A 26,984-nucleotide genomic window follows, 5' to 3' on the forward strand; every position below is an offset into this window, starting at 1 on the left:
CTGTCAGACGGTTTTCTAAGCTCTGCCAGAGCTCTCGCCTGCGTCTCTAGCAGACGCGCAGAATATGCAGCAAGTACGCCTTACGGTTAAGCGGGTTATAATCCATGCGCTTGCGCGTCGGAAACATATTCTCCATTTTGCTAAATCCGCCAGGTTTCACCACAAAAACTCCTTCTCCTTCCGTAAATGAATTCAGTTCGCGTTTGAAGTTCTCGGTTGTTGCCACAGGCAGCGTTCCAGTTAGAACGAACGTATCATCGTTCTGAGGGATGGGCTGCTCAAAGCTGGCTCTTAAAGCTGAGAGCCTGAACATCGCTTTGCTGATCGCGTAAACAGGCACGCTCAATTCAAATTGGTTGAGCGGTTCGTAAACTTCAGTGCCAGCTTGCTTGAGCGCTTCCATTAAGACCAGCGGAACCAGGTTTTTGAAATCGCCAGCTATAGTTACCGGGCTTGCATAGCCGGTGTGCGAGAGCGTTACGATGATATCAGTAACCTCCCACCCATATAAGCCCTGCTTCAGGGTAGCATGCGTTGTCTCCTCGATAGCCCTGTAGAAGGCCAGGGGCAAGGCTCCTGGCGTATATCTATAGGTAATGCCGCTGCCAGAAGAACCCGGTTCAACCCGAAAGCCTACAGTGGCATAAAATGGATTATCTGGCGCTCCCATCATATCAAGAGCCTGGCCCACGCACTTTGGCTTTTCGATACAGACAATGCTGGTCTCCGAAAATTGCACATCCAGGCCATGCTTTTCCTTGAGTATTGCCTCGATAACCTCTTTCTGCACCTCGCCAAAAAGGCGCACATAGATCTCCTTATGGAAATCATCCTTCAAGACGCGAATCAAGGGATCCTCTTCGGCGATATCCAGAAGTGCCTGATATAAGCGGTGCTCCTGGCCGCTGTGCCGAGGCTCAATGCGCGTTTCCAGTTGGGGATCTGCGAAGTGAATGTCCCTGATTTTGGCGGACCACTCACCCAGCACATCGCCGATCTTGGCGTCTTTCAACCCCCAGACTTTACAAAACTCGCCGGCCATCACCGTTTGAACCTGCACGGTTTTCCCCTCATAGAATAAGTGAAGCTTTTTCAGCTTGTCAGTATAGGTCTCAATGCTGCCATCCGACTTTTTCCGCTGCACGCGAACATAGGTTCGCACGCTTATGCTTCCTGAAAACAGTCTGACGTAGGCAATTTTTTCGCCAGTAGCCTCTTTCTCTAACTTAAAGACGACTCCAGATAAGGGAGCCTGCTCTCCTTCTGTGTTTGCGGGAAACATACGCACAACGGCTTCCAACAACTGAGAAACACCCACGCCGGTCATAGCTGAGCCAAAGAAGATCGGGTAGAGCTTTGCTTCCCTTACCTGCTTTAGCAAGGCCTCTGCTACCTGCTCACCCGTGATGCTTTCTTCTCGCACATAGGCGGCAAGGAGTTGCTCATCATTTAGCGTGAGTTGCTCGATGCAGGTTTCCAGGAACGCTTGATCTTGTAAGCTGTTTTCCACGACACAGGCACGCTTCGTACCTATATTTTCAGCTCTATTCAAGGGGATTACGTGAGCTGTGAGCTTCTCCTGGATGCGCTTAAGAAGCGTTGTTGACTGTGCGCCGCTGCGGTCTATTTTATTGATGAAGATGATAGTGGGGATGCCAAGACGCATCAGGACCGCTAACAAAATCTTTGTTTGGGCCTGAATTCCTTCTACGGCTGATATGAGTAGAATAGCGCCATCAAGAACACTAAAGGAACGCTCTACTTCGGCAATAAAATCGGCATGGCCAGGGGTATCGATCAGATTGATCTTCAGATCCTGCACAAAGAACGAAACGACGGAAGCCTTGATCGTAATACCTCTTCTTTTTTCCAGCTCCATCGAGTCGGTCTGCGTATTGCCTTTGTCTACCCGGCCAATCTCATCAATAACATGCGTTTCATATAATACACGCTCGGTCAGGCTGGTCTTTCCAGCGTCCACATGTGCAACAATTCCAATATTTAGGGTCTGCACTTAATAAAGTCCTCTTTCTCATCTGCATATAGATCTCCTTTTGTGTAAATTGATTGTTGAAGTACCGCATAGTAATTCCTTTCTTTCTTGTAAGTAGTGCCGAGCGCCCTCTAGCTCAAGGAGCGCTGCTTGCGTTGGCAGTTCTGGCTCAAGTCATCAAGTTGACTGCCTGAATATATAAGTTATCTTGCCAGGCTGGGTTTGTCAAGACAAGGATGAGGCAGTTTGCAAATGACTTCAAATCCACTACTGCTGTGATATTCTTTTCTCTGCCAATTGTATGATCCTGGACTTGACGTGCGCCCGGCCTGATGCTATTTTTGTTTTGTGTAACTTTGCCCTATTTTAGAGACGGAGCAACGATGGCGCGCACAACTCCGAGCCTCCAGCAGGGCAGGCTCGATACATATGCTGAAACAGAGGCTATTGCTGTGGATTCGCCGGCCTGGTTTTCCTGGCTGGCTGAACATCGTCTCTTTCGCTTTATAGCGGCCTCCGGTAAATTTACTGCGCGCAAGGAACGGAGGGCTAGCGGCCAGTATTGGTATGCTTATCGGCGCCAGCATGGCTTACTACGTACGGCCTATCTGGGCAAAACTGAGGAGGTAACGCATGGGCGCCTTAACGAAGTTGCCGACCTGCTTAATGCTGCATCCGCGCAGAATGCGATAGCTTCCAATGAGCCCGGGCAAGCATATCTACTCACGACAAAGCTCATTCCACCCGCTCTTTCTGCTACAATGATCGCGCGCCCACGCTTGCTTACCGCCCTAAGAAATTATGCTACTCGCAGGTTGCTTTTGCTCACCGCTCCAGCTGGTTCGGGCAAGACCACGCTGCTCAGCGCCTGGCTGCGTGAGCTCTCCTGCCCGGTAGCCTGGCTCTCTCTTGAGGAAGGGGAAAACGAGCCAACGCGTTTCTGGAGCTATGTCCTTGCAGCACTGCAAAAGCATATTCACAACTTTGCGACACATCTACGCCTGCAGTTAAGCAGGCTGCAAGAGGAGACGCTTGAGCCGTTTCTGGTCCTTCTGGTAAATGCTCTGGCAACGCTGCCAGGAGAGCTAGTACTTATCCTTGATGATTATCATCTGATTACTAACCTGACGATTCAGGAAGGCGTGAGCTTTCTGATCGAGCATGCGCCTGCACAATTGCACCTTGTAATAGCCAGCCGTGCTCTTCCAGCATTGCCACTTGCCCGCCTGCAGGCCCGGAGCATGCTAGCCGAAGTGGGCTTTGCCGAGCTACGTTTTACCTCCCAGGAAGCCGGAGAGCTGCTTGAAAAATGTGCAGGTATCACGCCAGAGGAAGAGGAGCTAACAAACATTGTGAGCCGCACGGAGGGTTGGGCCACAGGGCTTGTATTGATAGCCCAGGCCGCCCGATCTGGGCACAGAGATGTTGCATCTTTACCAAACTCTGCCACAGACTTTCAGGCAGTTTTTGCTTATTTTGCTAGCGAGATTCTGGCTCGGCAGCCGGAGCATGTGCGCGAATTTCTCCTCTGCAGTTCGGCCCTTGAATGCTTCAATGGAGCACTCTGCGACGCTATCATGCTTCAGCGGCACGGCCATGATCTTTTAGTGCATCTATCGCAAGAAAATCTCTTTCTCTCCTCGCTCGCTGAGCGTCCGGGCTGGTATCGTTACCACCAGCTATTTAGCTCTTTTCTGCGTAGCCAGCTAGAGCACGTCTATCCGGGACGCGCGGCCGCACTGCTGCGGCAAGCTTCTGACTGGTATGCTCAACAGGCTATGCCGGCCGAGGCCATCACCTGTGCCTTGCAAGCTCATGACTATACGCTTGCCGCTCGCTTACTTGAAGGGCAGGGACGCGCGATGCTGATGAGCCAGGAAGTGCTTACCCTTAGCATGTGGATACACTCCTTGCCGACAGCGCTTATGCCAGCTCATCCGCGCCTTTGTATCTACGCAGCCTGGACATTTCTGCATACCTCGCATATGTTAGCTGCGGAAAGCTACCTCAATCTGGCCGAGCGCGGGCTGAAAGACGAAGTAATAGTTGAGGAGGAGCTGCAGGCACTGCATGGGGAGATCGCGGCTATTCGGGCTCGCCTGGCCATCTATCATGAGAGGAGTGAACATAGTATTACTCTCGCACAGCAGGCCTTGCTCTGGCTGGCAGAAGGCGATGATATCATGCGTTGCGAAGTGGCTCTCAGCTTGGGAGTGGCTTATGAAGCACTGGAAAAGCCGGCAGAAGCCGAGAAGTCATATCGGGAAGCGCTCAAGCGTAGTCAGCGTTGCGGCAATTTGCGGACTGCCATGCTTGCCATTCGTTCGTTGGCTTTGCTTTACAAAGAGCAGGGCAAGTTGCACCGGGCCTATAAGACCTATCAAGAGGGCCTGGCTTATGTGCAGCAGACGCGACAGGAAAAGCTTGTGCTGGCAGCCTTCTTATTTGTTGGCCTGGGTGAGCTCTATTATGAGTGGAACGATCTAGAGGCTGCAGAGCGTTATTTGGGTGAGGGCGTGATGTCAGGGCAGCGCAGCGGCGATGTAAAAATCTGGCTGCTTAGCTACGTCGGTCTGATTTATAGCGCCCTGGCCCGTGAGGAGCAGGCAAAAGTTGAAGCGCTTCTGTCAGAGGCTGAGCGTCAAATTCACCTGACGCAGTTTAGCCGTGGCATAGGCTGGCTGGAAACGATCCACGCACAATTGAGCGCGCGGCAGGGTAATATGGAGCCGCTCCTTGACTGGGCCCGAACGTGCGGACTGGACCCGGCCCAGGAGCCAGATGTGCTTTATGAGGATGAATATCAGCAGCTGGCTCTGGCACTTAGTATAAGCAATGAATCAGTTGCTGCACTGCATATCCTTGACGCTCTGTTAAAAAGGGCAGAGCGAGCGCAGCGTACCGGACGCAAAATTTCCTTACTCCTCAGCCTGGTTTCCGTCTATATGAAACAGGGCGAGAGCACACAAGCTTTAACGCTTCTTGCCGAATCGTTAGCGCTGGCCGAGCCCGGAGGCTATCTGCGTACCTTCATCGATCAGGGACCACAGCTTATTGGGCCGCTCACAAAGCTGCTCAAAGCCTATCAGCAGGGCAATCAACCTGGACATATCTGCTCGCTTGCCTATCTCAAGCGCCTGCTATTCCTCTTCAGGCAAGAGCCTGCCTTGCAACACAAACACGAGGCTGTTCCTATCTTACCCGAGCAGCTAAGCCCACGTGAGCTTGAAGTTTTGCGCCTGCTTGCCGCTGGTTATACCAACGCAGAAATAGCAAGAATACTCGTTATCGGGCTGAACACAGTCAAAACTCACTTGAAGAACATCTTTGGCAAGCTTGAGGTACGCAACCGCACTCAGGCTATTGCCTGCGCTCGGACCCTGCAACTGCTTTGATTCGTTCTTGCGCCTTTTATCTTCCTTAGCAAGAAGCTACTCCTCAAAATCCTCCTTTCAGGCGATGTTTTCCTCAGAGCCGGACGGTACACTTCTGCATGGAACTAATAAATACAAAAGAAACGAGGTAAGCTGCAATGTCCTTATCAGTAGAAGCTATTACTGAGCGCTATATCATCGGCCAACGGGCTCTGAGCGAGATCGCCCAGGCATATTTCTTTGAAGGCCGGCTTGAGGAGGCCCTGAGTCTTTTTCAGGCAGGTGAGCATTTGCTTGAAGCTCGCGAGCTGTCGCCCGAGAGCCGCCTTGACTGGTTGCTCGAATATGGTCTATTTGTCGTGCATTACTACTATCTCACTGGGATGCAGAAAGATCTTATGGCTTCGGTACTGCAGAGAGCGCGGCAAGCTGCCGAAGCCAGCCAGCAGGAAACGAAAATTGCTACCGCGTTCTATCTGGTCGGTCAAGCAAGTTATTATCAAAATCTGCTATCCGGCGGGACCGATTATAGCGCGGCTCGGGACATGCTGCAAAAGGCTTCCCAGCTTTATGAGAAGCATGGCGATAACTATAAATTAGCGGAAGCGCTTTTCTACACCGGCCTGACCTATGATCGCCAACAGCAAGATGAACGCTCGCGGGAACATTACCTACGAGCCTTGGCGCTCGGTGAGCAATACGGAAATAAGTGGGCAGCCTCGGAAGCGATGCGCCATCTTACCGATTATAGCGACGGCGAACAGCGCCTGCACTATGCTCTGGGCTCCTTGACGCTGCGTGAAGAGCTGGGTAGCAAAGTCTATGTGCCCTCAGCTCAATTGCTGCTTAGCGATATCTATATAGAGCGCGGCGAGTTGGAGAAGGCGCTTGAGTACTGCCAGCAAGCTGAACGGCTTAATAAAGAGATGGAGTTGGAGGCCCGTCTTATTGGTGTGTTAGTTGTCAAGGGAGAGATTGCCTATAAGCAAGACCGGTTGGCCGAGGCGCGCGAAAGGTGGGAACAAGCTTTTAGCCTATCTCAGAAGTACAAAGCAGCTCACTGGCTTCCCATCATAGAGGAAAAGCTTAAACTGCTTGCAGATGGCGCACAAAGCTAGCAAAGTGCGAGTTATCGCGGCAAAACAGCGCAAGGAGCAGGCAGAAACATATTTTTGCTTCTGCCTGCGCTATGGTAAATTGGTCACTTTTCTACATGGGTTTACAGCTTTCCGCGAGTATGCGGAAAGCATGCTGTGGACGGTCGCGCCTAGCTCTCAGCCTCGGCTAGAAACTGCTCATATTGATCTGCAGTCATGAGCCCGGCAAGCTGCTTGCTATCCTTGATCTTGAACTTCACGAGCCAGCCTTCGCCAAATGGATCATCGTTGACAAGCTCAGGGGAGTCGTTCAAGTCGTCGTTAACCTCGCTGATCTGCCCGCTAATTGGAGCATATACCTCCGCCACAGACTTGACCGATTCGACATTGCCGATTGGCCGGCCCTGTTCAAAACTAGCGCCAACTTTGGGCAGCTCAACAAAAACTACATCACCTAACTGACGCTGAGCATAATCTGTGATGCCAAGCGTGGCCTGGGTGCCAGCTACGCGCACCCATTCATGCTCTTTCGAATATTTCAAATCGTTAGGATATTTACCCATTGCTTATCTTTCCTGGAAATCTATATTTGCACATACGAGTATCTATCTACCCTCTTCTATTCAGTATACTGAACACTACAAAGCAAGCTATCGCTAACATGTGCTGACTTGAACTATCCAAATGATAGCCAGACGGAGGGGAAAGCCATTTTGAGACGAAGAAATACCTTTGTTTCTTTTGCTGAAATACAACGCCCTCTCCAGAGCATTCTAGAGGGGGCGAGAGTAGTAGAAACGCTTCATCTTATTAGCTTGCTTGCGCCTGACTGAGCGTAGCCGGGCCGTCCAGGTGCAGCCGACGCAGCGTCTGGGCGTTCAGGGCGACGATGATAGTCGAGATCGACATGAGGAGCGCACTCACGGCTGGTGGCAGGACAAAGCCAATGGGAGCCAGAGCACCAGCCGCTAAGGGCAGGGCGATGATATTATAGCCCGCGGCCCAGGCTAGATTCTGCATCATCTTGCGATAGCTAGCTCGACTCAGTTGAATAATGCGTGCGATATCGCGCGGATCATTTTTAACCAGAACGATACCGGCGGAGGCGCGAGCCACATCTGTTCCAGCCCCAATAGCGATGCCAACGTCTGCTTGAGCCAGAGCCGGAGCATCATTCACGCCATCTCCAACCATGGCAACCTTTGCACCGCTCTGCTGCAACTCGCGTATCTTAGCGCTCTTGTTGGCCGGCAGAACTTGGGCGAACACCTCATCCAATCCCAGTTCTCCCGCTACCCAATCCGCGACCTCTTGCGAATCTCCGGTAAGCATAGCTACGCGGATACCTTGCTTCTTGAGGGCCGCGACAGCCTGGTAGCTTTCCGGCCTGATGACGTCGGCCAGAGCAAAGGCAGCCAGTAATTCTTGTTGCGCGACCAGGTACACGACAGTTTGTCCGCGCTTTCCCCATTGCTGGACTTGCTCGCTAAAAGTGGTGGGAAGCTCAATATTTTCCTGTTCCAGCAGGCGCGGACCACCCACGATAAGCGTACGCCCGGCGACCTGAGCCTGGGCTCCTCGCCCGGGCAGGGCCGCAAATTCAGTTGCGCGCGGAATAGAGATCTTGCGCTGTTGAGCCGCCGAAACAATGGCGCGCGCTATAGGATGCTCGCTTTCTTGCTCTACTGCTGCCGCCAGAGCCAGGGCTTCGGCCTCGGATAAATTTTGCTTCGTCTGCATGGCGACAAGACCCTGGCTGCCCGTTGTAAGGGTGCCGGTCTTGTCAAAGACTACAGCCGAGAGCAAGCGAGCCTGCTCTAAGGCCAGACGATCGCGAACCAGAATACCGTTGCGTGCCGAGAGCGTTGTGGTGATTGCAATCACCAGCGGAATGGCAAGTCCCAAGGCATGCGGGCAGGCCACAACAAGCGTTGAGACGACGCGCTCTACAGTAGTTTCATCGAAACCCTGAGCTATCGTCCAGGCGATCAACGTAACAATGGCCACGCCAAGGGCCACAAAGGTTAGCCAGAAGGCTGCACGGTCGGCTAGAGCCTGAGCATTGCTGCGGCTATCCTGGGCCTCGGCTACCAGCTTCATAATACCGGCAAGCATGGTTTTTTCGCCAATGCGCGTTACCTGCAGGCGCAACGAGCCGGCACTATTTACGGTACCCGCAATAACCTCATCGCCTTTTTGCTTATTCACCGGACGCGACTCGCCGGTAATCATGCTCTCGTTGACCTGGCTTTTGCCTTCCACTACCTGTGCATCTGCCGGAATCTGCCCGCCTGGCCTTACAAGTACCAGATCTCCTTCGCGCAAATCTTTCACGGACACGCGTTGGATCGCGCCATCCGGGGCTATTCGTTCGGCCATATCTGGCAGGAGTTTGGCCAGTTCGTTAAGCGCGCTCTGAGCGCTACCGATGGCCCGCATCTCCATCCAGTGGCCCAGCAACATGATTGTAGTCAGTGTCGCCAGTTCCCAATAAAAGGCCATGCCATGTAACAGGCCAAAGGTTACAGCCAGGCTGTAAAAGTAAGCTGTTGAGATAGCCAGGGCAACCAGGGTCATCATGCCAGGTCGCAGGGTGCGAATCTCATCTACGGCTCCACTCAGGAAGACCCAGCCACCATACCAGTAAACGATGCTGGCCAGGATCGGCACCAGCCAGAACGAGCCTGGAAACGTTGGCGCCTGATAGTGCAGGAGCGCTTGAAACAGCTCAGCATAAACGATAATGGGAATGGTGAGCACAAGACTGATCCAGAATGGGCGCTGAAACATGGCGGCACTATGCCCGGCATGGCTAGCATGCCCGCTCATATGGGTGGAATGGCCTCCATGATCCATATGTTCATGCTGGCCATGCTCAGGCTGAGAGGTATCCAAGCCTGCATGCCTATGCTCGTGTTGCTGGCTCTCCCTGCTGGGCATGGCTGCTTCCTGCTGGCGCTTATGTTCCCTGGATATATCTGCACGTTGTTTAAATGGTTGCATATCTTCTCCCCCGAGAGAGCTTATCAACAAGTTGCCATCTCATAGAGTTATCTTCCTGACCACGATTCTGTCAGGCAGTTTAATGACAAAGAACAGTAGCAAGATGCCCTGCCACAGTTCTCTTTTTACTATTCCTACCCACACCCAGTGGGGGTGGGTTTAGAGAAAGTATACGCTCTGCCTGTAGATATGTCAAGAGACTTTTAGGGAAGAGCCAAAGCTTTACAGTCCTCAAGAAAAGAGAGCGTTAAGGGCTCAAATCCGGCTCGATCGCGGCGCGGCGGGAAAAATGCTCTGGTAGAGGAGTGGAATCGGAGCCTGCATTTTAGAGGGATAGACCCATTCCTCCCTTTTGAGGTGGTTCGGCAAGGATACGAAGTTTGTAGGTGCGAAGGACGCTATCCTTGAAGAGTATGGATAGTACACATTTTATGCTGGGCAAGCTAAAAGGCTCGGCTTGGCCAGTGATGACTCTGCCATCTCGGTGTAGCCGGGCCTGAGAGGTGCCATGAACAAACGAGCGAAGGATCGCTCAAGGACGAAAGGCAACTCCACGCACAATCTGATTGACTGCTTGCAATCCTGCCTCCGTGCCATCATATGGATAGCCCACAAAGCTGAACAGCCCACGCACTAAAAAAGGATGTTTTCGCTTGTAATATTTCAGAATTTCATACGTTTCCTCTGACGTAAGCAAGCGCTGCTGCGGCACATACCGTTTGAACCCGATCTGTACCTCAACGGCCGGGTGAGCCTGAAGATTGCGGTACCAATCGCTAATGGTTCCATAGCCGGCCACGATGACGCTCTCTTGCGTCACCGGATCATATTTGACAACCTCAACCACCGTCTGTAGTCTGCGCCCACTTTTGCGCCCAATATGGGTGAACATCAAAAAGCGATGGCCAAGCAGCCAACCAAGGTGCCAGCGGTAGAGAAAAAGTGGCGACTTAAAAAACAATTTCAAGAGTCCGGTTGGCTTGCCTGGCCTGGTAAGTGCAGTATTCATCACAATTTCCTTTCTAGATTTAGAATAAAGAGACTTAAGCGCTTCAGGATTTTACACGACATTTGCCTCCACGCTGTGAAGCAGCTTCCTCTTGCATAGTGCTCGGAACAGGCCCGCTTTCGGCCGGGAGCTCGACATATTCTGCGCCGAACTGGAGGTGCAAAAGCTTACGGAAGGCTCTTCTGAAGAGTATTCTCATCATGGTGTTTTGCATGAACATGGCAAAGGAATTGCCAGGCAAAAAGAATTTGCTAATGAGGCGAGCATTCTTTTGTTGGGTCAGCACATGCGGTCGCATCTGCGCCTCATAGCGCTGGAATGCTTCTTGATGGTCGGCACACTCGTGCAGGGCTCGGGCCAGCAAGTAGGCCCCTCCCATGGCCAGAGCCGCTCCTTGCATCGAAATGAAGGTAAGGCTGCCACAGGCATCGCCGATAAGAGCCACACGGCCTGCATGCCAGGCTGGCATCTCGATCTGAAAGACTGTATCCATGAATATACGCTCAGGCTCAGTGGCATCTTTAAGCATCAGTTGAGTAACCCAGCCCACGCTTGCAAATCTCTCCTGTAAATGCGCTAGACGTTGCGCCCGCGGAATATGCTCATGCTTATCCGCCTGGTACATGAAAAACGTGACAATCTCTCCAGCCCGTTGCGTACAGTAGGCCGAGGCTAAGCGCCCGGGCTCAAGGTGCATCTTCCAGTTCAGGTCGATTCCATAGCGATCGGTAAGTGGAAAGCAGGCAATATTGTAGCCAAGGTAGCGCGCAAACTGTTCCTCTGGACCAAAGACCAGAGAGCGCGTCTTAGAATGCACGCCGTCAGCACCGATCAGGAGATCAAAGGATTCTGTTGTGCCATCATTGAAGGTAACTGTGACGGATTCTGGACCTTGCGTCACCTGGGTAAGCGTGCAGCCAAAGCGCACCTCAACCTGATCCGGTAGTATTGAATACAATGTTTCCTCTAATGTTGAGCGCAACAAGGGCATATATTTCCCGCCCATTATCTCTTGCATCAAGGTGGAATCCAGTTTGGCAATTCGCTTGCCAGTTTTTGTGACATAGGCTATGGCCTCGAAAGGAAGTTGCTGAGAAGCCAGGCGCTCAATAAGGCCCATTCTCCGCGCGACTTCATAGCCCGCTCCCGAGAAGGCAAGCCCGTACCCATCCCGCCGAATCTCCGCCGCTTGCTCTATAACAACCGACGAGATGCCGTAGCGATTGAGCCAGTAGGCCAGGGTTAGACCGGCAATCCCTCCCCCGGAGATTAATACCCGCATTATGTGCTTCCTTTCCTGCTACCATATACGACACGGTAGCCCCAATCAAACAATTAATAACTAACTGGTCAGTTATAATTATAGGAGAAAAAATTCTTTTTGTCAATAACTGACTGGGCAGTAATTGCTTTCGCGGGTTTAACAGGGTAAGATGTGGCTAGCCGCTTCTACATATTTGCGACAATTTAGCCATACGTCCGTGACAATTTCCCCTTAAGCTCTCCATTTAGTAAACCTGCATAAGTTCCAGGAAGGAGTGAAGCCAGACCGGGCCTATTTACCAAATAGTCACCTTCTGGGAAGCACCTTTCATCATTATCTCATTGTAGCTCTTTATATTTGGTACATCTCCAATATACCTATCTTAAATAACAGGAGGCTGAGGACGTTTCTGTGATTTCTACATTACTCAATTTTAACTATCTCATGTTTCAAAGCATTAACGCGCCAGCGGGGTCGAATCCTGTGCTGGACCTTTTCATGGTATTCTGTGCCAATTCGCTTATCTTCTGTTTCCCACTTATACTCCTTTTCTACTGGGGAAAGCCTCTGAGTTGGCAGCCGCGCTCGCTCTCCGCCGAAGAAATGAGCATAGTGCAGCAGCGCCGTTCAGCTGTACTATGGATTGCTATTGCCTGTGTTCTCGCTTTTAGCCTTAATCTTCTTATCGAACACTTTATCTTTGAGCCGCGCCCCTTTATCGCGCATAAGGTACACCTTTTGATTCAACATGCGGCTGACGGTTCTTTTCCCAGCGATCATACTGCATGGTCATTTGCCGTCGTAGGAATGCTTGCTTTCCAGCTCCTTTTCGCCTTTACAACCATCCAGCGCAGCTCTAACAAGGGCCAGGGAAATCTGAGGCTGGCCTTGCTTCTCTTACCATTTTGCCTCTTGCTCATTGCCCTGGGGATGGCTTGCTTAATCGGCTTCGCGCGCATCTATGTTGGTGTGCATTATCCAGGGGATATTCTGGGTGGTGCGTGCAGCGGCATGCTGGCATCCTGTATAGCTACGGCATTGCGCCTCTGCCTGCAACGACCAACCGAAGCAGTGATTAAGCTCGCCCAGGCCATTCGTTTAGCATAAACTACTGCTCGCTCTCTGATCCATACTGGATTCTCCGTCCAATTTGGGGTTACAATGGACTTACAAGCTATCGATAATCACCTTTAAAGGAGGAGAAGTTCAGTTATGGATCTACAGGTCAAAAAACAAGCTTTGCGCTTATTTACATATGGGCTCTATGCAGTTAGCTGCCTTGACGAGGGCAAAGTCAATGCATTTACTGCCAACTGGCTCTCTCAGGTATCGTTTGAGCCATCTTTACTGGCCATATCTGTCGAAAACGCCTCAATGTCGCTGCCGATGATCCTCCATAGTAAGCGCTTTGCAGTCAATGTGTTGCGCTCCGGACAGCGTGACCTGGCGGGAAAGCTGGGCAAATCAGCGCTAAAGAATCCAGGAAAACTTGAAGGAATCAGCTATGCGCTGCAGGAGGAGCACTTTCCCGTCCTACATGATGCTCTGGCCTGGGTTGGTTGCGAACTGCGCCAATCATTGCCGGCTGGCGACTCAACGCTTCTCCTCGCTGAGGTCGTCGCGGCCGGTATTCTGGCTGAAGGGCAGCCTCTTACCATGCTGGAAACAGGATTTCGGCATGCCGGCTAGGCAATCTCTAGCACCGCCAGACGCACGATCATAATCTATGCTGTCAGTAGCAGCATAGATAGTGAGCAAAACTGCATTTTGCGATCCGCCCTGAGGATACAGCGCTTATATTAAGGAGCGATCAAAATTGTAGTAAATACCTATATACCTACGTTTTGAAAGGCAGTAGTCTGTATGCAAATTAGTGGTAATGCTTCCTCAGAAGCTAGCACTACTTATCCAGATTGTGTATTCTGTCACCGTAATCAGATCAGCCCCTATATACTGAAAGAGACAGCCACTTTTCGTGTCCTTGCAGATCATGCTCCTCTCGTAGAAGGCCATATTCTGATTGTGCCCAAACAGCACTATGCCTGTTATGGCACGGTCCCGGCTGAGCTTGATACCGAGCTTTTTGCGCTGAAGCACGAGATACAAGACTTTCTCACACACTTTTATGCTCCTGTTGTCTTCTGGGAGCACGGCGTTTTTCGGCAGACGGTTTATCACGCCCACCTGCACTGTTTCCCCTTTGGAGAGATTAGATATGATCCGGCTTCTACCCTTCATGGACAGGTAGTCAAGACGCAGGATGAGATTCGTTCATGGTATGCTGCGTACGGGAACTACTTTTATCTGCAGGATCACAGCGGCGCCTATCTCTTTGCTCCTCAGTTGGAGCGCTATTACCGTGTCATTCGGGAGGTGCTCTGGGCCGGCGCTTCCGTGCGCAACGGTAACCATGACATGCGATCTCCTCAGCAGCGCTATGAAGAGGGTAAAGTGCTCATCAAGGCGCTCACTACTAACTGGAATACATTTTTCAACAGCAAGGGGTGATTTATGCCGATCCAGGCAGTTCATGATGAGTTCGCCATCGCTGGCGATACAACGCTTCATTGGGTTCAATGGGGAACTCAAGGACCACCAGTGGTCTGTATTCACGGCCTGACCGCCAACGCGTTTTGCTTTCAGGCCTTCGCTGATGAATTGGCCCGCGACCACCGGGTAATTGCCTACGATTTACGCGGACGCGGAGACAGCGATAAGCCTGAAGAGGATTATAGTGTGCCCATTCACGCGCAGGATCTGGCCGAGCTCATCGATGAGCTAGCTTTAGAGCGTCCCATTATTATCGGCCACTCGTTAGGAGCGTTCATCGCGCTCTATTTTGCTGCCCATTATCCCTCTAAATTGAGCCGACTTGTTCTGGTCGATGGCGGCGCACCTTTACCCTGGAGCACGCCGGCGGAGCAGCCGGCCTGGCTCACTGCTGCCGTAAACCGCCTGGGGCAACCTGTCCCCTCTTTTCAGCAATATCTCAACGCCCTGCAAGCCGCACCTTTCCTGAAGCCATACTGGAACGAGTACTTTGATATTTATTTTGAGCATGATGTATTGCAGGAAAGCGATGGTAGCGTAATTGCCAAGGCCTATCGCAACGGTATTCTTGAGGAAGGTTTGCGTATGCCGGAGGCAGCTCCGCAAGAACAGTGGGCCCAAGTGCAGGTTCCAACGCTGTTGCTGCGCGCGGGCCAGGGTCTCTTTTTGGCAGATGATCAGCTCCTCTCTGAGAGAGCGGCTGAAGCAATGCAACAGAGCATAAAGCAATGCACCTATTTAAATTTTCCATCTCTGAACCACTACACCATCATTTTCGGCGTTGATCCAAAACCTGCGCAGGAGATACAACGCTTTCTGAGCGAAGGGTCGGGCTAAGCTCGGCCTGGCTTTTCTACTGCTCAAGCTTGCCCAGAGCTAGTGATCTGTCACGGTTGACGTGATGCGTGAACCGGCGGGATTGTCAAGGGGCGCCGCGACCTAGCGGATGCGTCGCGATCTAGCGGATGCGCCGCGACCTAGCGGATGCGCCGCGACCTAGCGGATGCGCCGCGACCTAGCGGATAGGTAGCCCTTGACCTGGGGCTTGGAGGCTACGTCGCGATCTAGCGGATTGTGCCCCATTCTCCCTCTTCCTCCGCTCCCGCAGGCGGCATACTCCTCACACGACATCTGACAAAGTGATAGAAGTTACCGGGCAACAAAAGTAGAGATAAAAAAATAGAAATGTTTACATTCCAAACTTCAACTTCTCCTAAACTCAATCTCAGGATAAAGCCGCCGCGCTATATGTATGGCAAAATGGCATAATACCCTTGTCTGCCTGGCCTGTGGAAGCTCTGATAGCGGCTTATCAGAAAAATCAGGATCTGAGAATGGCTGAAATTTGCTGAGCAGACTCATATAGTATGGACATGACTCAACGATGAGCGGTAACTTCTGTAATGAATCCTGCTCTAATATACATTGGAGAACTCGGCGCGCTGAGCTTAAGAGAGATGCGTTTACCATAAGCACAATAATACTCGCCGAAGTAATTAAGCGAGTAAGCTCTTTTTGTGACATTGTACCAGCCTGGATGGTAGAGGCATCTCTACACCTGCAGGTAATCTTATATTTCATGGAGTACAATTGTGCCTCCAGGCCCTGGGACCAGCGTTTGGCCCTTTCGCCGCTATAGAAGATGATCACTTCGTAGCCTGCCCCTATCTGCTGCGTCGAGGCACTATATCCATTTCGCAGGAGCGAGGGGAGGGGGATAGCCAGGCCTCGCTTTTCTTCGATGTGTGCTAGCGCTAATTTATATGCTTCTACATACACAACAAATATGGTTACTAATTTGATGATATAAGCCAGCAAGAGGGCAAAAAAGGCTAAATGAGGGGATTGCAGATTGCCTATTGCCAGGAAGAAAGCCAAAATGCAGGTTACATTACTGAGGAGATAGCCAGCTTTTGGATAAGAAAGGCCTGGCGAAAATTTTGCCTGCGGCAATAAAGCGAGAGGCGCACAGAACAAAACAATCATGCGTGTTTCTTCGTCAAACCAGGACGGGGCAGTGGCGCGGAAATCTAGCGCAATTATTGCTAAAGCCGCGCTATTTAATGCCATGGGCAAAATACCAAGATAGAACAGAAAGTGCGTCCCGCTGCGAATAATTTCGGCCAGAGGTCGATGATAGATTTTCCCAGGCATAGAAATATCCCTCCTTACCACGTATAGAAGGAGCCTTTCAGCCTGTCCTACAATACCTTTTCCTTATTGAGCTGAGCCTATTTGCCGCATGTGGTTCCATTATCCAGAAGAGCAAGCTCTAACCTCTGGATAATGCGCAGGCCTGTTTTACATATGCCCGCAAAAAGAGCACAATAAAGTGCTAGCTGGCTAACTGGACATAGATACAGCTAATATGTTATGATCTGGCTGGTCAATAGGCCAATATTCTATTATTGAGCGCTAAGGCTCAATAAGGAAAAAGTGAAGCACATCACTCATGTGGTGTGCCAAACAGGCTGAAAGCTCCTGGATGCTCGCTGTTGGGCTGCTAACAGAAGGTTTCGGCCAATGTACAGAAAAAGGCACCCGCTTCTCTTTGGCTGATGTTCTGGGCAGAGAACACGGCTAAAAGACTGGGTGTCTTTTGTTGTTTTTATGAACTTTTACCCTTCCTAATCATACTCCTTTGTATCCCTAAAAACAAGTATCTGCCATAAAAATATCAGTAAACTTCCTGCACAAATAGAATAGAACATATTAAGCGACATAAAATGTTATAAGCAGATACTAAATGTTGTATTGGTAAGCATGGTAAAAGATGCTCAACGTAGATTTGCCTCTCCCACCTGGCCTTAAATTTCACAGCAAAAAATACGAAGCAAGTACAGTGCTGGCTAAGACTAAATTCCTCTAGCTACTTTTTTCTAACTACTTATACCTATCCTCCGTTATGGCCATAATAGCCTTTTGAGACTACCACACCTTAGCATGTTTTTTACGTAGCTGTCAACAAGGCATGACATTTGTCAGGTATATTTGACCGACATGAAATGTGTATAATAGTATATGTGGGTCGTTACATTGCAAGAAACATTTGAAACATTCTATATTATTGGAGCAGCAGAGAAAATGCAGGAAGCACATCCCCAAAACTGGCGTGAATTGCTTCGAGACGTGATTCGCGATTCAGCGGAGCGACAACGGATCGCAGATGCGTTAAGCATCAATCCAATTACCTTACTGCGTTGGGCTAACGGGGCCTCAAATCCGCGGCCGGCCAATCTTCGCCAATTGCTTAGTGCGCTTCCCGAGCACCGGGAGCTCCTCATGGACCTGCTCTCTCAAGAGATGAGAGAAGACATATTGGACGAGGGCAGTGAGCATGCTGAAGAGGTCCCCCTTTCCTTCTATCAGCACGTCCTCAATATGTATGTCACAGTGCCTGCCAGGCTGCAATTCTTGATGATTAGCAGGGCCATCCTTGAGCAGGTGTTCAGACAGCTGGACCTGCACAGGCAAGGTGGCGATATAGCAGTTATCGCTTGTTGTATGGCTCCATCAGGGCCTGCAGAGCCCGTGCGCAGCCTGCGTGAATGTGTCAGTGTAGAACATTCTCCCACCTGGCAGGAGCACGAGGAACCGCTGGGATACCTTGGCCTGGAATCGCTAGAAGGTTATGCCGTCAGTACCGGCCGGGCGCTGGTCATCTACACTTCTGAAGAACTCCAGACGATGTTTCCCTCTTACGCCGACCAGAAACGACAGTTGGCCTGTTCCGCTGCCCATCCGATTTGCCGCCAGGAGAAGGTCGCCGGTTGCCTTACCATTTCCAGTTGCCAGCCGCACTATTTTACGCCTCAACGCCTGAAACTGATTAAGGCCTATGCTGAGTTGCTCGCCCTGGCCTTTGAGGCTGCAAATTTTTATCCCTTTGAGCGCATATCGCTCGGAACCATGCCACCCCCCGATGTCCAGCAGACGTACTTGCGTTCTTTTCGTATGCGAGTAACAGAAGCGTTTCAGCAAGCCCAGCGTTCTCAGCATCTGCGCCCCGATATTCAGCAAACGGAGGAGCAGATCTGGAAACAATTGGAGCAAGAGCTTTTAGAGGCCGGTTCACACGACAAGTGAAATAGCCAGTCCAGCTGCTAGCAGCGAGAGCATTGCCGCTGCTGGCAGTTTGGCGTTTTTCCCAGGTGCTCCATTGCCCAGAGGAGCCGCACTATCTTTCTCGCTTCTTCCCCAGAGACGCAATAAGCAAGCCTGCTCATTGCACCGTACACCTCAGTCTGTTACAATCAAGACAAACTTCTTCTTTAGAGAATAATCAGAAGTTGACCAGAGACAGCCACCATCTATTGAGGAGGGCAGACATGCCGGAAGAGAGAAAACTAGTTACAATCCTCTTTGCAGATGTTACCGGATCTACTGCGCTTGGCGATATACTTGATCCTGAAGATGTGCGTGCACTGATGAGCCGCTATTATACTCATGCTCGGCGTGTAGTGACCGAGCATGGTGGCACGCTCGAAAAATTCATTGGAGATGCGGTTATGGCAGTCTTTGGTCTTACCCTGGCCCATAGCGATGATGCCGAGCGTGGACTCGCCGCAGCCCTGGCCCTGCATGCTGCCATCGCCAGCGATAGCATTCTGGCTTCCTCCTTTCAACTGCGTATCGGGGTCAACACTGGCGAAGTTGTCGCCACCAGCGAAGCAGATAGAGATGATTTTCTGATTACAGGGGATGCTGTGAACGTGGCTGCTCGTTTACAGCAGCACGCCGCGCCTGGCGAAACGCTGGTAGGCGAGCGCACTATGTATGCTTCTAACACGGCCTTTCTCTTTGCTGAACAGAGAATCATAGAAGTCAAAGGCAAGCGCCAGCCACTCCATGTCTTCCCACTTAGCGGACCGCGCCAGACGCGCCAGGTGGTACGCCCGGTTCTAGTTGGCAGGAGTGCTGATTTGCTCCAACTCTCTGTTCTTCAGACGCGTGTCCTACAGGAGCACATTTCACAACTCATCTCTATCATCGCACCCGCAGGTACCGGCAAGAGTCGTCTACTCGAAGAATTTCTTAATAGTCTCAATCCCGCAGATGGTTTCCAGATAGCCACAGTCCGCAGCCTGCCCTATGGCCAGACCCTCACCTACTGGCCGCTGCGCACGCTGCTTACCAGCTTTGTGGGAGAAGAGATTACCAGAATGCGCGTCATAGATCTCTTCCGTCAGGGTGGGCATGATCCCGAACGAGCTATCCACCTGGCGGATTCTGTGCTGACCGGCCTGGGTATCCAGAAAGAGTCGCATATTGACAGAGAAGATATCTTTGATGGCTGGCGCTTATTGATCGAAATTGTGGCCCGCCAGGCACCACGCATTATCGTTTTCGAGGATCTGCACTGGGCTAGCGAAAGCCTGCTCGATCTGGTAACCTATATTCTCAATATGCCCATCCAGGCGCCCATTCTCTTTATCACTTTGAGTCGTCCGGAACTGCTAGACCGCTGCCCACGCTGGGGTGGAGGCAGGCAAAACTTCAGCTCGCTCACGCTTCAACCGCTAACGTCAACGCAAACGTACACCTTAATCCAACAGCTCATGCCCCGCATCAGCACAGAAACATGCGATATCCTTGTGGAACGCTCGGGTGGCAATCCCTTCTTCGCAATAGAGCTGGTTCATAGCATCTGTGAGCGACCGGAGTGCGATGCACCTGTGACCGGAAGCATGCTGCCAGATACGGTTCATGCTGTCGTTCAAGCCCGCCTGGATCAGCTCTCCGCGCTTGAGCGCACGGTGGTTCAGGTAGCCTCCATTCCCTTGCGCTCCTTCCGCAGGGATATGCTCCTGGCCCTCATGGAAGGAACCAACCAGCAGGAGATCGATCGGGCCCTTGCTGGCCTGTTGGCGCGCGATTTCATCGTTAGTAAGGGTGGGGAAGCGGGAACCTACACTTTCCGCCATATCCTGATTAATAATGTTGCTTACGGAACGCTGGCGAGAGCTGAGCGCATTCGCCTACACAGCAAACTCGCCACATGGCTTGAAAAAACCACGGGAGGATGCGACGATTCCGCCGAATTGCTGGCCTACCACTTTTACGAAGCCGTCAGGCTAGCCCGTCAATCAGCAATCCCAATAGCACTTCCCATCGAGCCAGCAAGAGCTATCCGCTATTTGAAGTGCGCAGGCGAGCTGGCAGCTCATATCGGCAACTTTTCCGAGGCTCGCACCTACTTACAAAATGCCATCGACATAGCTCCTCAGCAGGATCTACTCACGTTATACGAGGCGCTGGGCGATAGCGGACCCTTCTGGAATGTGGCAACTGTCGAAGCCTATCACAAAGCCCTCTCCCAATGGCGCAACGACTCGGCACATGATCCTCTCACGGGAGCTCGCCTGATACGTAAGCTATTGATCTGCTATACGCGCGGCGGCGTTTGCTTGAAGACACAAAGCCTGCAGGCAGAGTTTGAGCGCTTGAGCAAAGAGGCCCATCAGTTAGCCGAAGCCGCGGGAGATGAATATGAGCAGCGACGACTGCATGTGGCCGATCTTTTCGCCAATCGCTTCATAAGAGTAGAGAATGCAGAGACGAAGCGCCAGATGGGGCTTGAGGCTGCCGAATACTTCCAGCACATTGGCGATTGGAGCGCTTACAGCGAGGCGCTCGATAGCTACGCCAGCATCTCAGGGGTAATCGGTGCCAACATGGATATGCTTGCGGCATCGCAGCGCCGCTTGCTTGTGCCTGATTTATCTGCCAGCGAACGCCGAGATGCGCTTATTATGATCGTGAAGGCCTACATCAGCTTAAACGACGTTGAGGGCTGTATAAAGGTTATCGAGCAAGAGCTGGCCCAGGGACGAGCACATTCTCTAGGAGATAGCCTTTCCTGCGCTATGTACGCGGCTTATCTTGGTGGGCGCTGGTCAAAGGTCAAGGAATTCGCCGCACCGCTGCTACAGGCTTGGGAACGCCTTCAGAGCGATGATCCTTGCGGTGGACTCGATGGCTATCTCGCTTTATTCCATATTGCGCGGGCTCAGGAGGATGAGGCGGCCATGGATGTCGCGACGGCCATCCTTAAACAGATCTATCCCGATGAGAGCCAGCCCGAACGCGTACTGCTTGAAGCGCTCTTCGCCGACGATCCTCATAGGCTGCAGCAGCACGCTCATGACCTGTTCGATATCTGTCTCTGGGAAATGTTATTGCTCTATAACGAACATGGAATTCCATTACCCCCTCTCTCCCTTCCCGAGAAGGATTCTCACATGTTGCGCGGAAATGATCCTTACTGGATTCTCGCCCTCAATCGCGCGCTAGCAGACGGGGATATTATCAAGCTAGAGCAGGCCATCGAAAAGGCAGAAGCCAGCCAGAGAATCGTGCATGCAGCCCGTATGCGCATTATCCTGGCGCAACTCAGCGGCGACTCAACTCATCTGGACCGCGCCAGGCTCGTATTAGAGCAACTGGGAGACCGCCGTTCTCTCTGCAAATTAGAGGAGGTATGCGCAGCCTTAGCGAATTGCTAGAAAGAAAAATATGTCTGTATACTAGGCTGGAGCAGACCTGCTCCAGCCAGCCTGGATATAGCTTTACCGGCTAATCACATGCTCTCTGCTCAGCCCTACGTACTCTACCACTAAGTACAGCAAGAAGGCTAAGCCCAACATCGGGGTCGCTGCGGAAAATCTCGCGTAGGATACGGCGGAACTCCCACACAGGGAGCAAGAGGACGGTAACCTCATCTACTGCCGTGACGGTTGCTGACCGAGGTAGATCATCCAGGAGCGCCATCTCACCAATAACATCTCCTGCTGTGGCCTGGCCCAGAACTTCTTCCACACCAACAGAACTGCTTTTCCGGGTAATTCGTGCTGTCCCTTTGGTGAGAATAAATAGACCCAATCCCTGCTCACCCTGCGAAAGTAAAACTGAGCCCGGACTAAACGTTCTCTCCTTACAATATGCTGCCAGGTCCTTGAGATCTTTCTTCCGAAGGCCGGAAAAGAGGTTTACGCGCGCTAAAGCATCCTCGTACATGGCCTGTCTCCTCATACATTCAATAGTTGGCAAGCCTATCCCCTGGAAGGGGGCAGGATACCTGACACTCTAACAGAGACACGAAAGGCAGAGTTACACTGGCCGTATTTTAACATAGGAATACCCTCCATTTCCAGGGGCACACAGGTTGCTTCTACCTAATCAATCACAACAAATGACGTAGCCAGCTTCCCGGGAAGCTAGCTTCTATATTATAATTGACCATAAATATTAGTTGGTCATATCAATAATAGAGCAGGAGAAGAGCTAACGATGCCACATGGCACAAAGACGCCGGGACGTTCCAGCAAACGAGCCAGGCAGCAAGAGAGGGCTGAGCGCATTCTCGACTCCACTGCTGAGCTCATCTTGCGCTGGGGCTATGGCAAGGTAACTATCGATGATATTGCGCGACAGGCGGGGATTGGCAAAGGCACCATCTATCTACATTGGAAGACGCGGGAAGACCTGTTCGAGGCCTTACTTTTGCGTGAGAGCGCTCTCATGATGAAGCAGCTTATCCAATTTATCCAACAAGAACAAGATGGCATCCTGCTCCATCGCTTGATACAATTCTTTTTCAAGCTTACGGAGCGGCACCCGCTGATCAAGGCATTATTTACCGGCGATCGAGAGATGTTAGGCCACCTGGCAAGCGCTAATAGCCCTGACAATTTTCTGCGCTTTCAACGCCTGCTGTTTGCTCGCGAATACATCAGTATACTGCGCGCCAGAGGCCTGCTACTTAGGGATATGCAGATTGCCGATCAGATCTACGCCATTCTTGCCACTATTTCCGGCTTTTTCCTCGTCAATCTCTCCCTCAGAGATGCTGATCTACCAGATATTGGCGAAAAATCCCAAACACTGGCCCAGACAATACATAATGCCTTTGGCCCGCATCATACACCATCAGCAACCGCGCTACAGGAAGCCTTACAGAGCGCTTTGCCCTCGTTTGAGCAGCTCTATGCGGAGTTGCAGAGCCGTTTAGAGCAGAAGGGGGGAACAGAGTCAGCTCAGCTCTGACAGAGCCGACTCTTCTTTTTTCCAGGCTTCCCATTACAGCTTCCTCAGCGGGAATAAACACGGCTCAGAAACTGCGCAAGGCAATAATCGGATCGAGGCGGGAAGCACGCAGCGCTGGATAAAGTCCAAAGCCCACACCGATAGCCGTCGAGACACCGAAGGCAATCAAAAAGCTACTGGTATTGACGATAAAAGAAACGTTAAGCAAGGATGATAATCCATAGCCCATGAGCAAGCCTAGACCAAGGCCCAGACCACCGCTAATAATGCTCAAAGCTAGCGCCTCTAGCAAGAATTGAACGGCTATGGCAGATGGTGGCGCTCCCAGAGCAGAGCGTAAACCGATTTCACGCGTCCGTTCCGTCACCGAGACCAGCATGATATTCATAATGCCGATCCCGCCAACAATCAACGAAATGACGGCAATACTAGACATAAATCCACTGAGCATACCTAGTTGTTGCTGGGTTTGTTTGAGCTGTCCGATGGCCTCGGTGACATCAAAACCGCCAGAGCCGTCTGTGGCGATATGATGAAGCTGGCCCAGACGCATCTGTATCTCGGTTTGTACCGTATCAAGATTATCTGTGCCGTCCACCTGTATGGAGATTTGGGCGATCTGATTGGGCTTAGATGGGGTGTAGACGGCAGTGTAGGGAACATAAATGCCATCATTTCCGAGCAGACTATCTGGCTCTATCACGCCGATCACATGGTAAAGTTGTGCTCCAATGCGCACAGTCTGTCCAATCGGATCTATGCCCGTCTGGCCAAAGATGTTCTCGACAACTTTCGTTCCCAGGACGACTACGTGACGCCTGGACTGCTCCTCCTCACTGCTCCACCACGCGCCTGAGCCTATCGAGACGTTTTGCATTTGCAGGTAGCTGAAGGAGACGCCCGAGAGCGTAGTGCTCCAATGTTTTTTGCCAAAGACGACTTCAGCCTCATCGCTAATAGTTGGGCTCACCGCTACTACGTGTTGTAGCTGGGATAATATTTTGACATCTCGATCTGAAAGGGTAAGGGAGGTATTGGTGGCATTGCGCGCTCGGCTCACGGTGATCGTCTGTGCCAGAAAGCCGAGCTTTGAGGTAAATGAATCGGTTGCCCCCTGCGATAGGGTGACGATGGCAATAAAGGCCGCAACACCTATACCTATTCCGAGCATCGTTAAGATCGAGCGCTGACGATTGCTTCCAATAGCCGCAAAGGCGTTACTTACAATACCACCAATCATCGCACCTGGCGTTTTAGCATCGCTCCACCAGCGCATAGGCAAGTCTTGCGTGCCTGTACTTATGCGGGCTTGTTTCATTAGGCCCCACCTTCTCTAGTAGAGCTTAGCGGATCAGAGGCAGTGGATAGGATAGATGCTGGAGCTTTGGGACCATCGTAGATGATACGCCCATCGCGCAGGACGACCTGGCGAAGCGCTGCGGCGGCAATACCAGGATCATGGGTCACCAGGACAATGGTTAATCCCGCCTGGTGTAAAAGATGGAACATCTCCATAATTTCCGCACTGGTGCGGCTATCCAGGGCCCCCGTTGGCTCATCGGCCAACAAAAGCGAAGGCTGTGTGACAAGCGCCCGGGCAATAGCAATACGTTGTTGCTGGCCTCCCGAAAGCTCAGTTGGCTTATGGTGGATACGTGCTCCCAGTCCCACAAGTTTGAGCATCTCTAAGGCCCGGCGCTCGCGCTCTGAACGCCGAATTCCGGCATAGATAAGCGGAAGTGCTACATTATCTAGCGCCGTAGCCCGTGGCAGTAGATTAAAGCCCTGAAAAACAAATCCAATATGTCTATTGCGTATCTGGGCGAGCTGGGACCGATTCAGGTGCGCAATAGGCTGACCTGCCAGTATATATTCGCCGCTACTAGGACGGTCCAGGCAGCCAATAAGATTCATAAGCGTGGATTTACCCGATCCCGAGGGCCCAATAATAGTTACAAATTCATTGCGCTGAACTAGCAGCGAGACGCCATGCAAGGCAGTGACTCGCGTTTCGCCCATGAGGTAGCTCTTGGTCATATCACGCATAGCGATTACGGGTCTTGTATACTGGGTGCTCTCATTAACAGTATCGGTCGCATAAAGGGTCTGAGTAGTCATATATGCTCCCTGCTTTGTTTTTTCCTGATTATAGATTTCTCTCCTCTATTCTCCCCACAGCACAAGCAACTATTAACACATCTTTTCTCAGCATACGGTAGAATTGTCACGGGAGTATCAATAATATGTCACAAATTTGTCGCCAGGAGAAGCCAGCCCGAACCCGATCTCGCCAAATAAAAAGCTACCGGCCTTCTTGATCCTCGCCCGCTTGGCATGCCTCTTGCCGAATAACCCCATCAGAGATAATTGAGGATAAGACAAGCGAAGTAGCGGGCTCGCCATAAGGCATAAGGCGATTAACCACTTGCTCAAGATGGGCAATTGAGATAAGCGCGAGCTTGAGGACATAGCTATCAGTTCCGGTCACCCGATGACACTCCAGCACTTCGGGAAATAGAATCACTAGATCGTCCTTTGCCGGCAAGGAAGCTTTGAAGGAGGTAAGGCGAACGAAGGCGATAATGCCCAGTCCGACTTTTTGTATATTCACTTTGGCTCCATAACCCATAATAAGGCCACAATCCTCCATCTTGCGCACACGTTCAGCTACGGCAGGAGCGCTGAGTCCTATACGTCTTCCCAGTTCATGAAAAGAGAGGCGCGCCTCCTGCTGTAGCTCCTGTAGTATGCGCCAGCCAATTGCATCGAGTAGATGCTCATCGCGGAAAGTCATTCATCTTTTTCCTTTCTATATGGAAAGTCCTGCCAGGATAGCACTTTCTCTTCAGGCTGTACAGTCAAACCTACATTGCTATAAGATAGATGTTACATTCTTCAACAGGAAGGAAGTCAAACATCTATGCACATTTCTATCGCACCGGAAATTTTTACCTGCTTTCCCGGTATTCGTGTAATTGCGTTAACAGCAAGCGGGCTGGATAATCAGCGAGAGCAACAAGAGATCCGGGAACGCTGGCAAGCTGCCTGGGAACGAGCAGCCGAGGAAGTGCGCAAGTATGGCAATGCGCAGTCGCATCCCCATGTCCAACCCTGGCGTGAGCACTTTCGAGCGCTAGGCGTCTCAGCCAAAAAGTTTCCCAACGCTCTTGAAGCTCTGTTGCGCCGGGCGTTTAAAGGAGATGCCATATTCTATATTAATCCTCTAGTGGACTTTTATAATGCTGTCTCCCTGGAATACCTGGTACCGGTTGGGGGCTTCGATCTCGCTATGCTGCCAGCACCATTGGAGATACGCCTGACCCGCGCAGGCGATAGTTTCCAGGCGCTCGATGAGGATATTTCCCAGACCGTCCCGGCGGGAGAAGTAGCCTATGTAACAGGCTCAACGATTTTGACCCGCCATCTCATGTGGCGGCAAGCGCGCACTGCCCTGCTCACGTCAACCACACATTCCGCAGTACTGGTAGCTGAAGTGCCAGGTGTGCTGGGAGCAGAGGTGGCAGAGAACGTCAGGCAAACTCTACAGGAAGGGCTACAAAGCTACTTTGGTGTAGCTGCAACCGGCTTTATTCTCGACAAGGCTCGCCCCCAGGCCTCCTGGTAAAACCAGGATGGTCCGGGTAAACTC

20 protein-coding genes are annotated in these 26,984 nt (G+C 51.5%); 10 read left to right on the plus strand and 10 right to left on the minus strand.

Annotated features, from left to right (window positions below; genetic code table 11):
- Positions 1-46 precede the first annotated feature (46 nt).
- Complete coding sequence (locus EPA93_RS01385) at positions 47-2,014, minus strand: elongation factor G (RefSeq protein WP_129885312.1); 1,968 nt, start codon at positions 2,012-2,014, stop codon at positions 47-49.
- A 362-nt stretch (positions 2,015-2,376) separates the two neighbouring features.
- Between EPA93_RS01385 and EPA93_RS01390 the strand changes: the two genes are divergently transcribed.
- Entirely contained in the window at positions 2,377-5,388 is a 3,012-nt protein-coding gene (locus EPA93_RS01390) for a winged helix-turn-helix domain-containing protein (RefSeq protein WP_165422794.1), read from the plus strand.
- A 137-nt stretch (positions 5,389-5,525) separates the two neighbouring features.
- A complete protein-coding gene (locus tag EPA93_RS01395; protein WP_129885314.1) occupies positions 5,526-6,485 on the plus strand; it encodes a tetratricopeptide repeat protein in 960 nt (319 codons plus the stop codon).
- A 149-nt stretch (positions 6,486-6,634) separates the two neighbouring features.
- Here EPA93_RS01395 and gcvH read toward each other — a convergent pair whose 3' ends face one another.
- The 4 genes from gcvH to EPA93_RS01415 form a co-directional block, all read right to left on the minus strand.
- Positions 6,635-7,027 carry a glycine cleavage system protein GcvH gene (gene gcvH / locus EPA93_RS01400; protein WP_129885315.1) on the minus strand — a complete coding sequence of 131 codons (393 nt, stop codon included), beginning with the start codon at positions 7,025-7,027 and terminating at the stop codon, positions 6,635-6,637.
- 247 nt (positions 7,028-7,274) lie between these two features.
- Positions 7,275-9,404, minus strand: a complete 2,130-nt coding sequence (locus EPA93_RS01405; RefSeq protein ID WP_129894406.1) for a heavy metal translocating P-type ATPase — start codon at positions 9,402-9,404, stop codon at positions 7,275-7,277.
- A gap of 595 nt (positions 9,405-9,999) precedes the next feature.
- Entirely contained in the window at positions 10,000-10,476 is a 477-nt protein-coding gene (locus tag EPA93_RS01410; protein ID WP_129885316.1) for a nitroreductase family deazaflavin-dependent oxidoreductase, read from the minus strand.
- A 43-nt stretch (positions 10,477-10,519) separates the two neighbouring features.
- A complete protein-coding gene (locus EPA93_RS01415; protein ID WP_129885317.1) occupies positions 10,520-11,758 on the minus strand; it encodes an FAD-dependent monooxygenase in 1,239 nt (412 codons plus the stop codon).
- 393 nt (positions 11,759-12,151) lie between these two features.
- On the opposite strand from EPA93_RS01415, the gene EPA93_RS01420 reads away from it, so the two are divergent.
- The 4 genes from EPA93_RS01420 to EPA93_RS01435 all read left to right on the plus strand — a co-directional run bounded on the left by EPA93_RS01420 (position 12,152) and on the right by EPA93_RS01435 (position 15,127).
- The gene (locus EPA93_RS01420) at positions 12,152-12,847 is read left to right on the plus strand and encodes a phosphatase PAP2 family protein (RefSeq protein WP_129885318.1); all 696 of its coding nucleotides are present in this window, start codon (positions 12,152-12,154) and stop codon (positions 12,845-12,847) included.
- Between the two features lie 105 nt (positions 12,848-12,952).
- Positions 12,953-13,429 carry a flavin reductase family protein gene (locus tag EPA93_RS01425; protein ID WP_129885319.1) on the plus strand — a complete coding sequence of 159 codons (477 nt, stop codon included), beginning with the start codon at positions 12,953-12,955 and terminating at the stop codon, positions 13,427-13,429.
- A gap of 174 nt (positions 13,430-13,603) precedes the next feature.
- Complete coding sequence (locus tag EPA93_RS01430) at positions 13,604-14,248, plus strand: HIT family protein (protein WP_129885320.1); 645 nt, start codon at positions 13,604-13,606, stop codon at positions 14,246-14,248.
- Positions 14,249-14,251: 3 nt separating this feature from the next.
- Complete coding sequence (locus EPA93_RS01435) at positions 14,252-15,127, plus strand: alpha/beta fold hydrolase (RefSeq protein WP_129885321.1); 876 nt, start codon at positions 14,252-14,254, stop codon at positions 15,125-15,127.
- Positions 15,128-15,493: 366 nt separating this feature from the next.
- Here EPA93_RS01435 and EPA93_RS01440 read toward each other — a convergent pair whose 3' ends face one another.
- Complete coding sequence (locus EPA93_RS01440) at positions 15,494-16,444, minus strand: hypothetical protein (protein ID WP_129885322.1); 951 nt, start codon at positions 16,442-16,444, stop codon at positions 15,494-15,496.
- Between the two features lie 930 nt (positions 16,445-17,374).
- On the opposite strand from EPA93_RS01440, the gene EPA93_RS01445 reads away from it, so the two are divergent.
- Complete coding sequence (locus EPA93_RS01445) at positions 17,375-18,376, plus strand: GAF domain-containing protein (protein WP_165422795.1); 1,002 nt, start codon at positions 17,375-17,377, stop codon at positions 18,374-18,376.
- Positions 18,377-18,618: 242 nt separating this feature from the next.
- A complete protein-coding gene (locus EPA93_RS01450) occupies positions 18,619-21,795 on the plus strand; it encodes an ATP-binding protein (RefSeq protein ID WP_129885324.1) in 3,177 nt (1,058 codons plus the stop codon).
- Positions 21,796-21,865: 70 nt separating this feature from the next.
- Here EPA93_RS01450 and EPA93_RS01455 read toward each other — a convergent pair whose 3' ends face one another.
- Positions 21,866-22,306 (minus strand): Crp/Fnr family transcriptional regulator, encoded by a 441-nt coding sequence (locus EPA93_RS01455; protein ID WP_165422796.1) that lies wholly within the window; start codon positions 22,304-22,306, stop codon positions 21,866-21,868.
- A 273-nt stretch (positions 22,307-22,579) separates the two neighbouring features.
- Between EPA93_RS01455 and EPA93_RS01460 the strand changes: the two genes are divergently transcribed.
- A complete protein-coding gene (locus tag EPA93_RS01460; RefSeq protein ID WP_129885326.1) occupies positions 22,580-23,335 on the plus strand; it encodes a TetR/AcrR family transcriptional regulator in 756 nt (251 codons plus the stop codon).
- A gap of 64 nt (positions 23,336-23,399) precedes the next feature.
- Here EPA93_RS01460 and EPA93_RS01465 read toward each other — a convergent pair whose 3' ends face one another.
- The 3 genes from EPA93_RS01465 to EPA93_RS01475 form a co-directional block, all read right to left on the minus strand.
- Positions 23,400-24,653 carry an ABC transporter permease gene (locus tag EPA93_RS01465; RefSeq protein WP_129885327.1) on the minus strand — a complete coding sequence of 418 codons (1,254 nt, stop codon included), beginning with the start codon at positions 24,651-24,653 and terminating at the stop codon, positions 23,400-23,402.
- A complete protein-coding gene (locus EPA93_RS01470; RefSeq protein ID WP_422877916.1) occupies positions 24,653-25,381 on the minus strand; it encodes an ABC transporter ATP-binding protein in 729 nt (242 codons plus the stop codon). Before EPA93_RS01470 ends, EPA93_RS01465 begins: the two co-directional genes overlap by 1 nt.
- Positions 25,382-25,637: 256 nt before the next feature.
- Positions 25,638-26,129 carry an Lrp/AsnC family transcriptional regulator gene (locus tag EPA93_RS01475; RefSeq protein WP_129885329.1) on the minus strand — a complete coding sequence of 164 codons (492 nt, stop codon included), beginning with the start codon at positions 26,127-26,129 and terminating at the stop codon, positions 25,638-25,640.
- 126 nt (positions 26,130-26,255) lie between these two features.
- Between EPA93_RS01475 and EPA93_RS01480 the strand changes: the two genes are divergently transcribed.
- Positions 26,256-26,960, plus strand: a complete 705-nt coding sequence (locus tag EPA93_RS01480) for a B3/B4 domain-containing protein (RefSeq protein ID WP_129885330.1) — start codon at positions 26,256-26,258, stop codon at positions 26,958-26,960.
- Positions 26,961-26,984 lie beyond the last annotated feature (24 nt).

It is taken from the genome of Ktedonosporobacter rubrisoli, assembly GCF_004208415.1.
Taxonomy (GTDB): Bacteria; Chloroflexota; Ktedonobacteria; order Ktedonobacterales; family Ktedonobacteraceae; genus Ktedonosporobacter; species Ktedonosporobacter rubrisoli.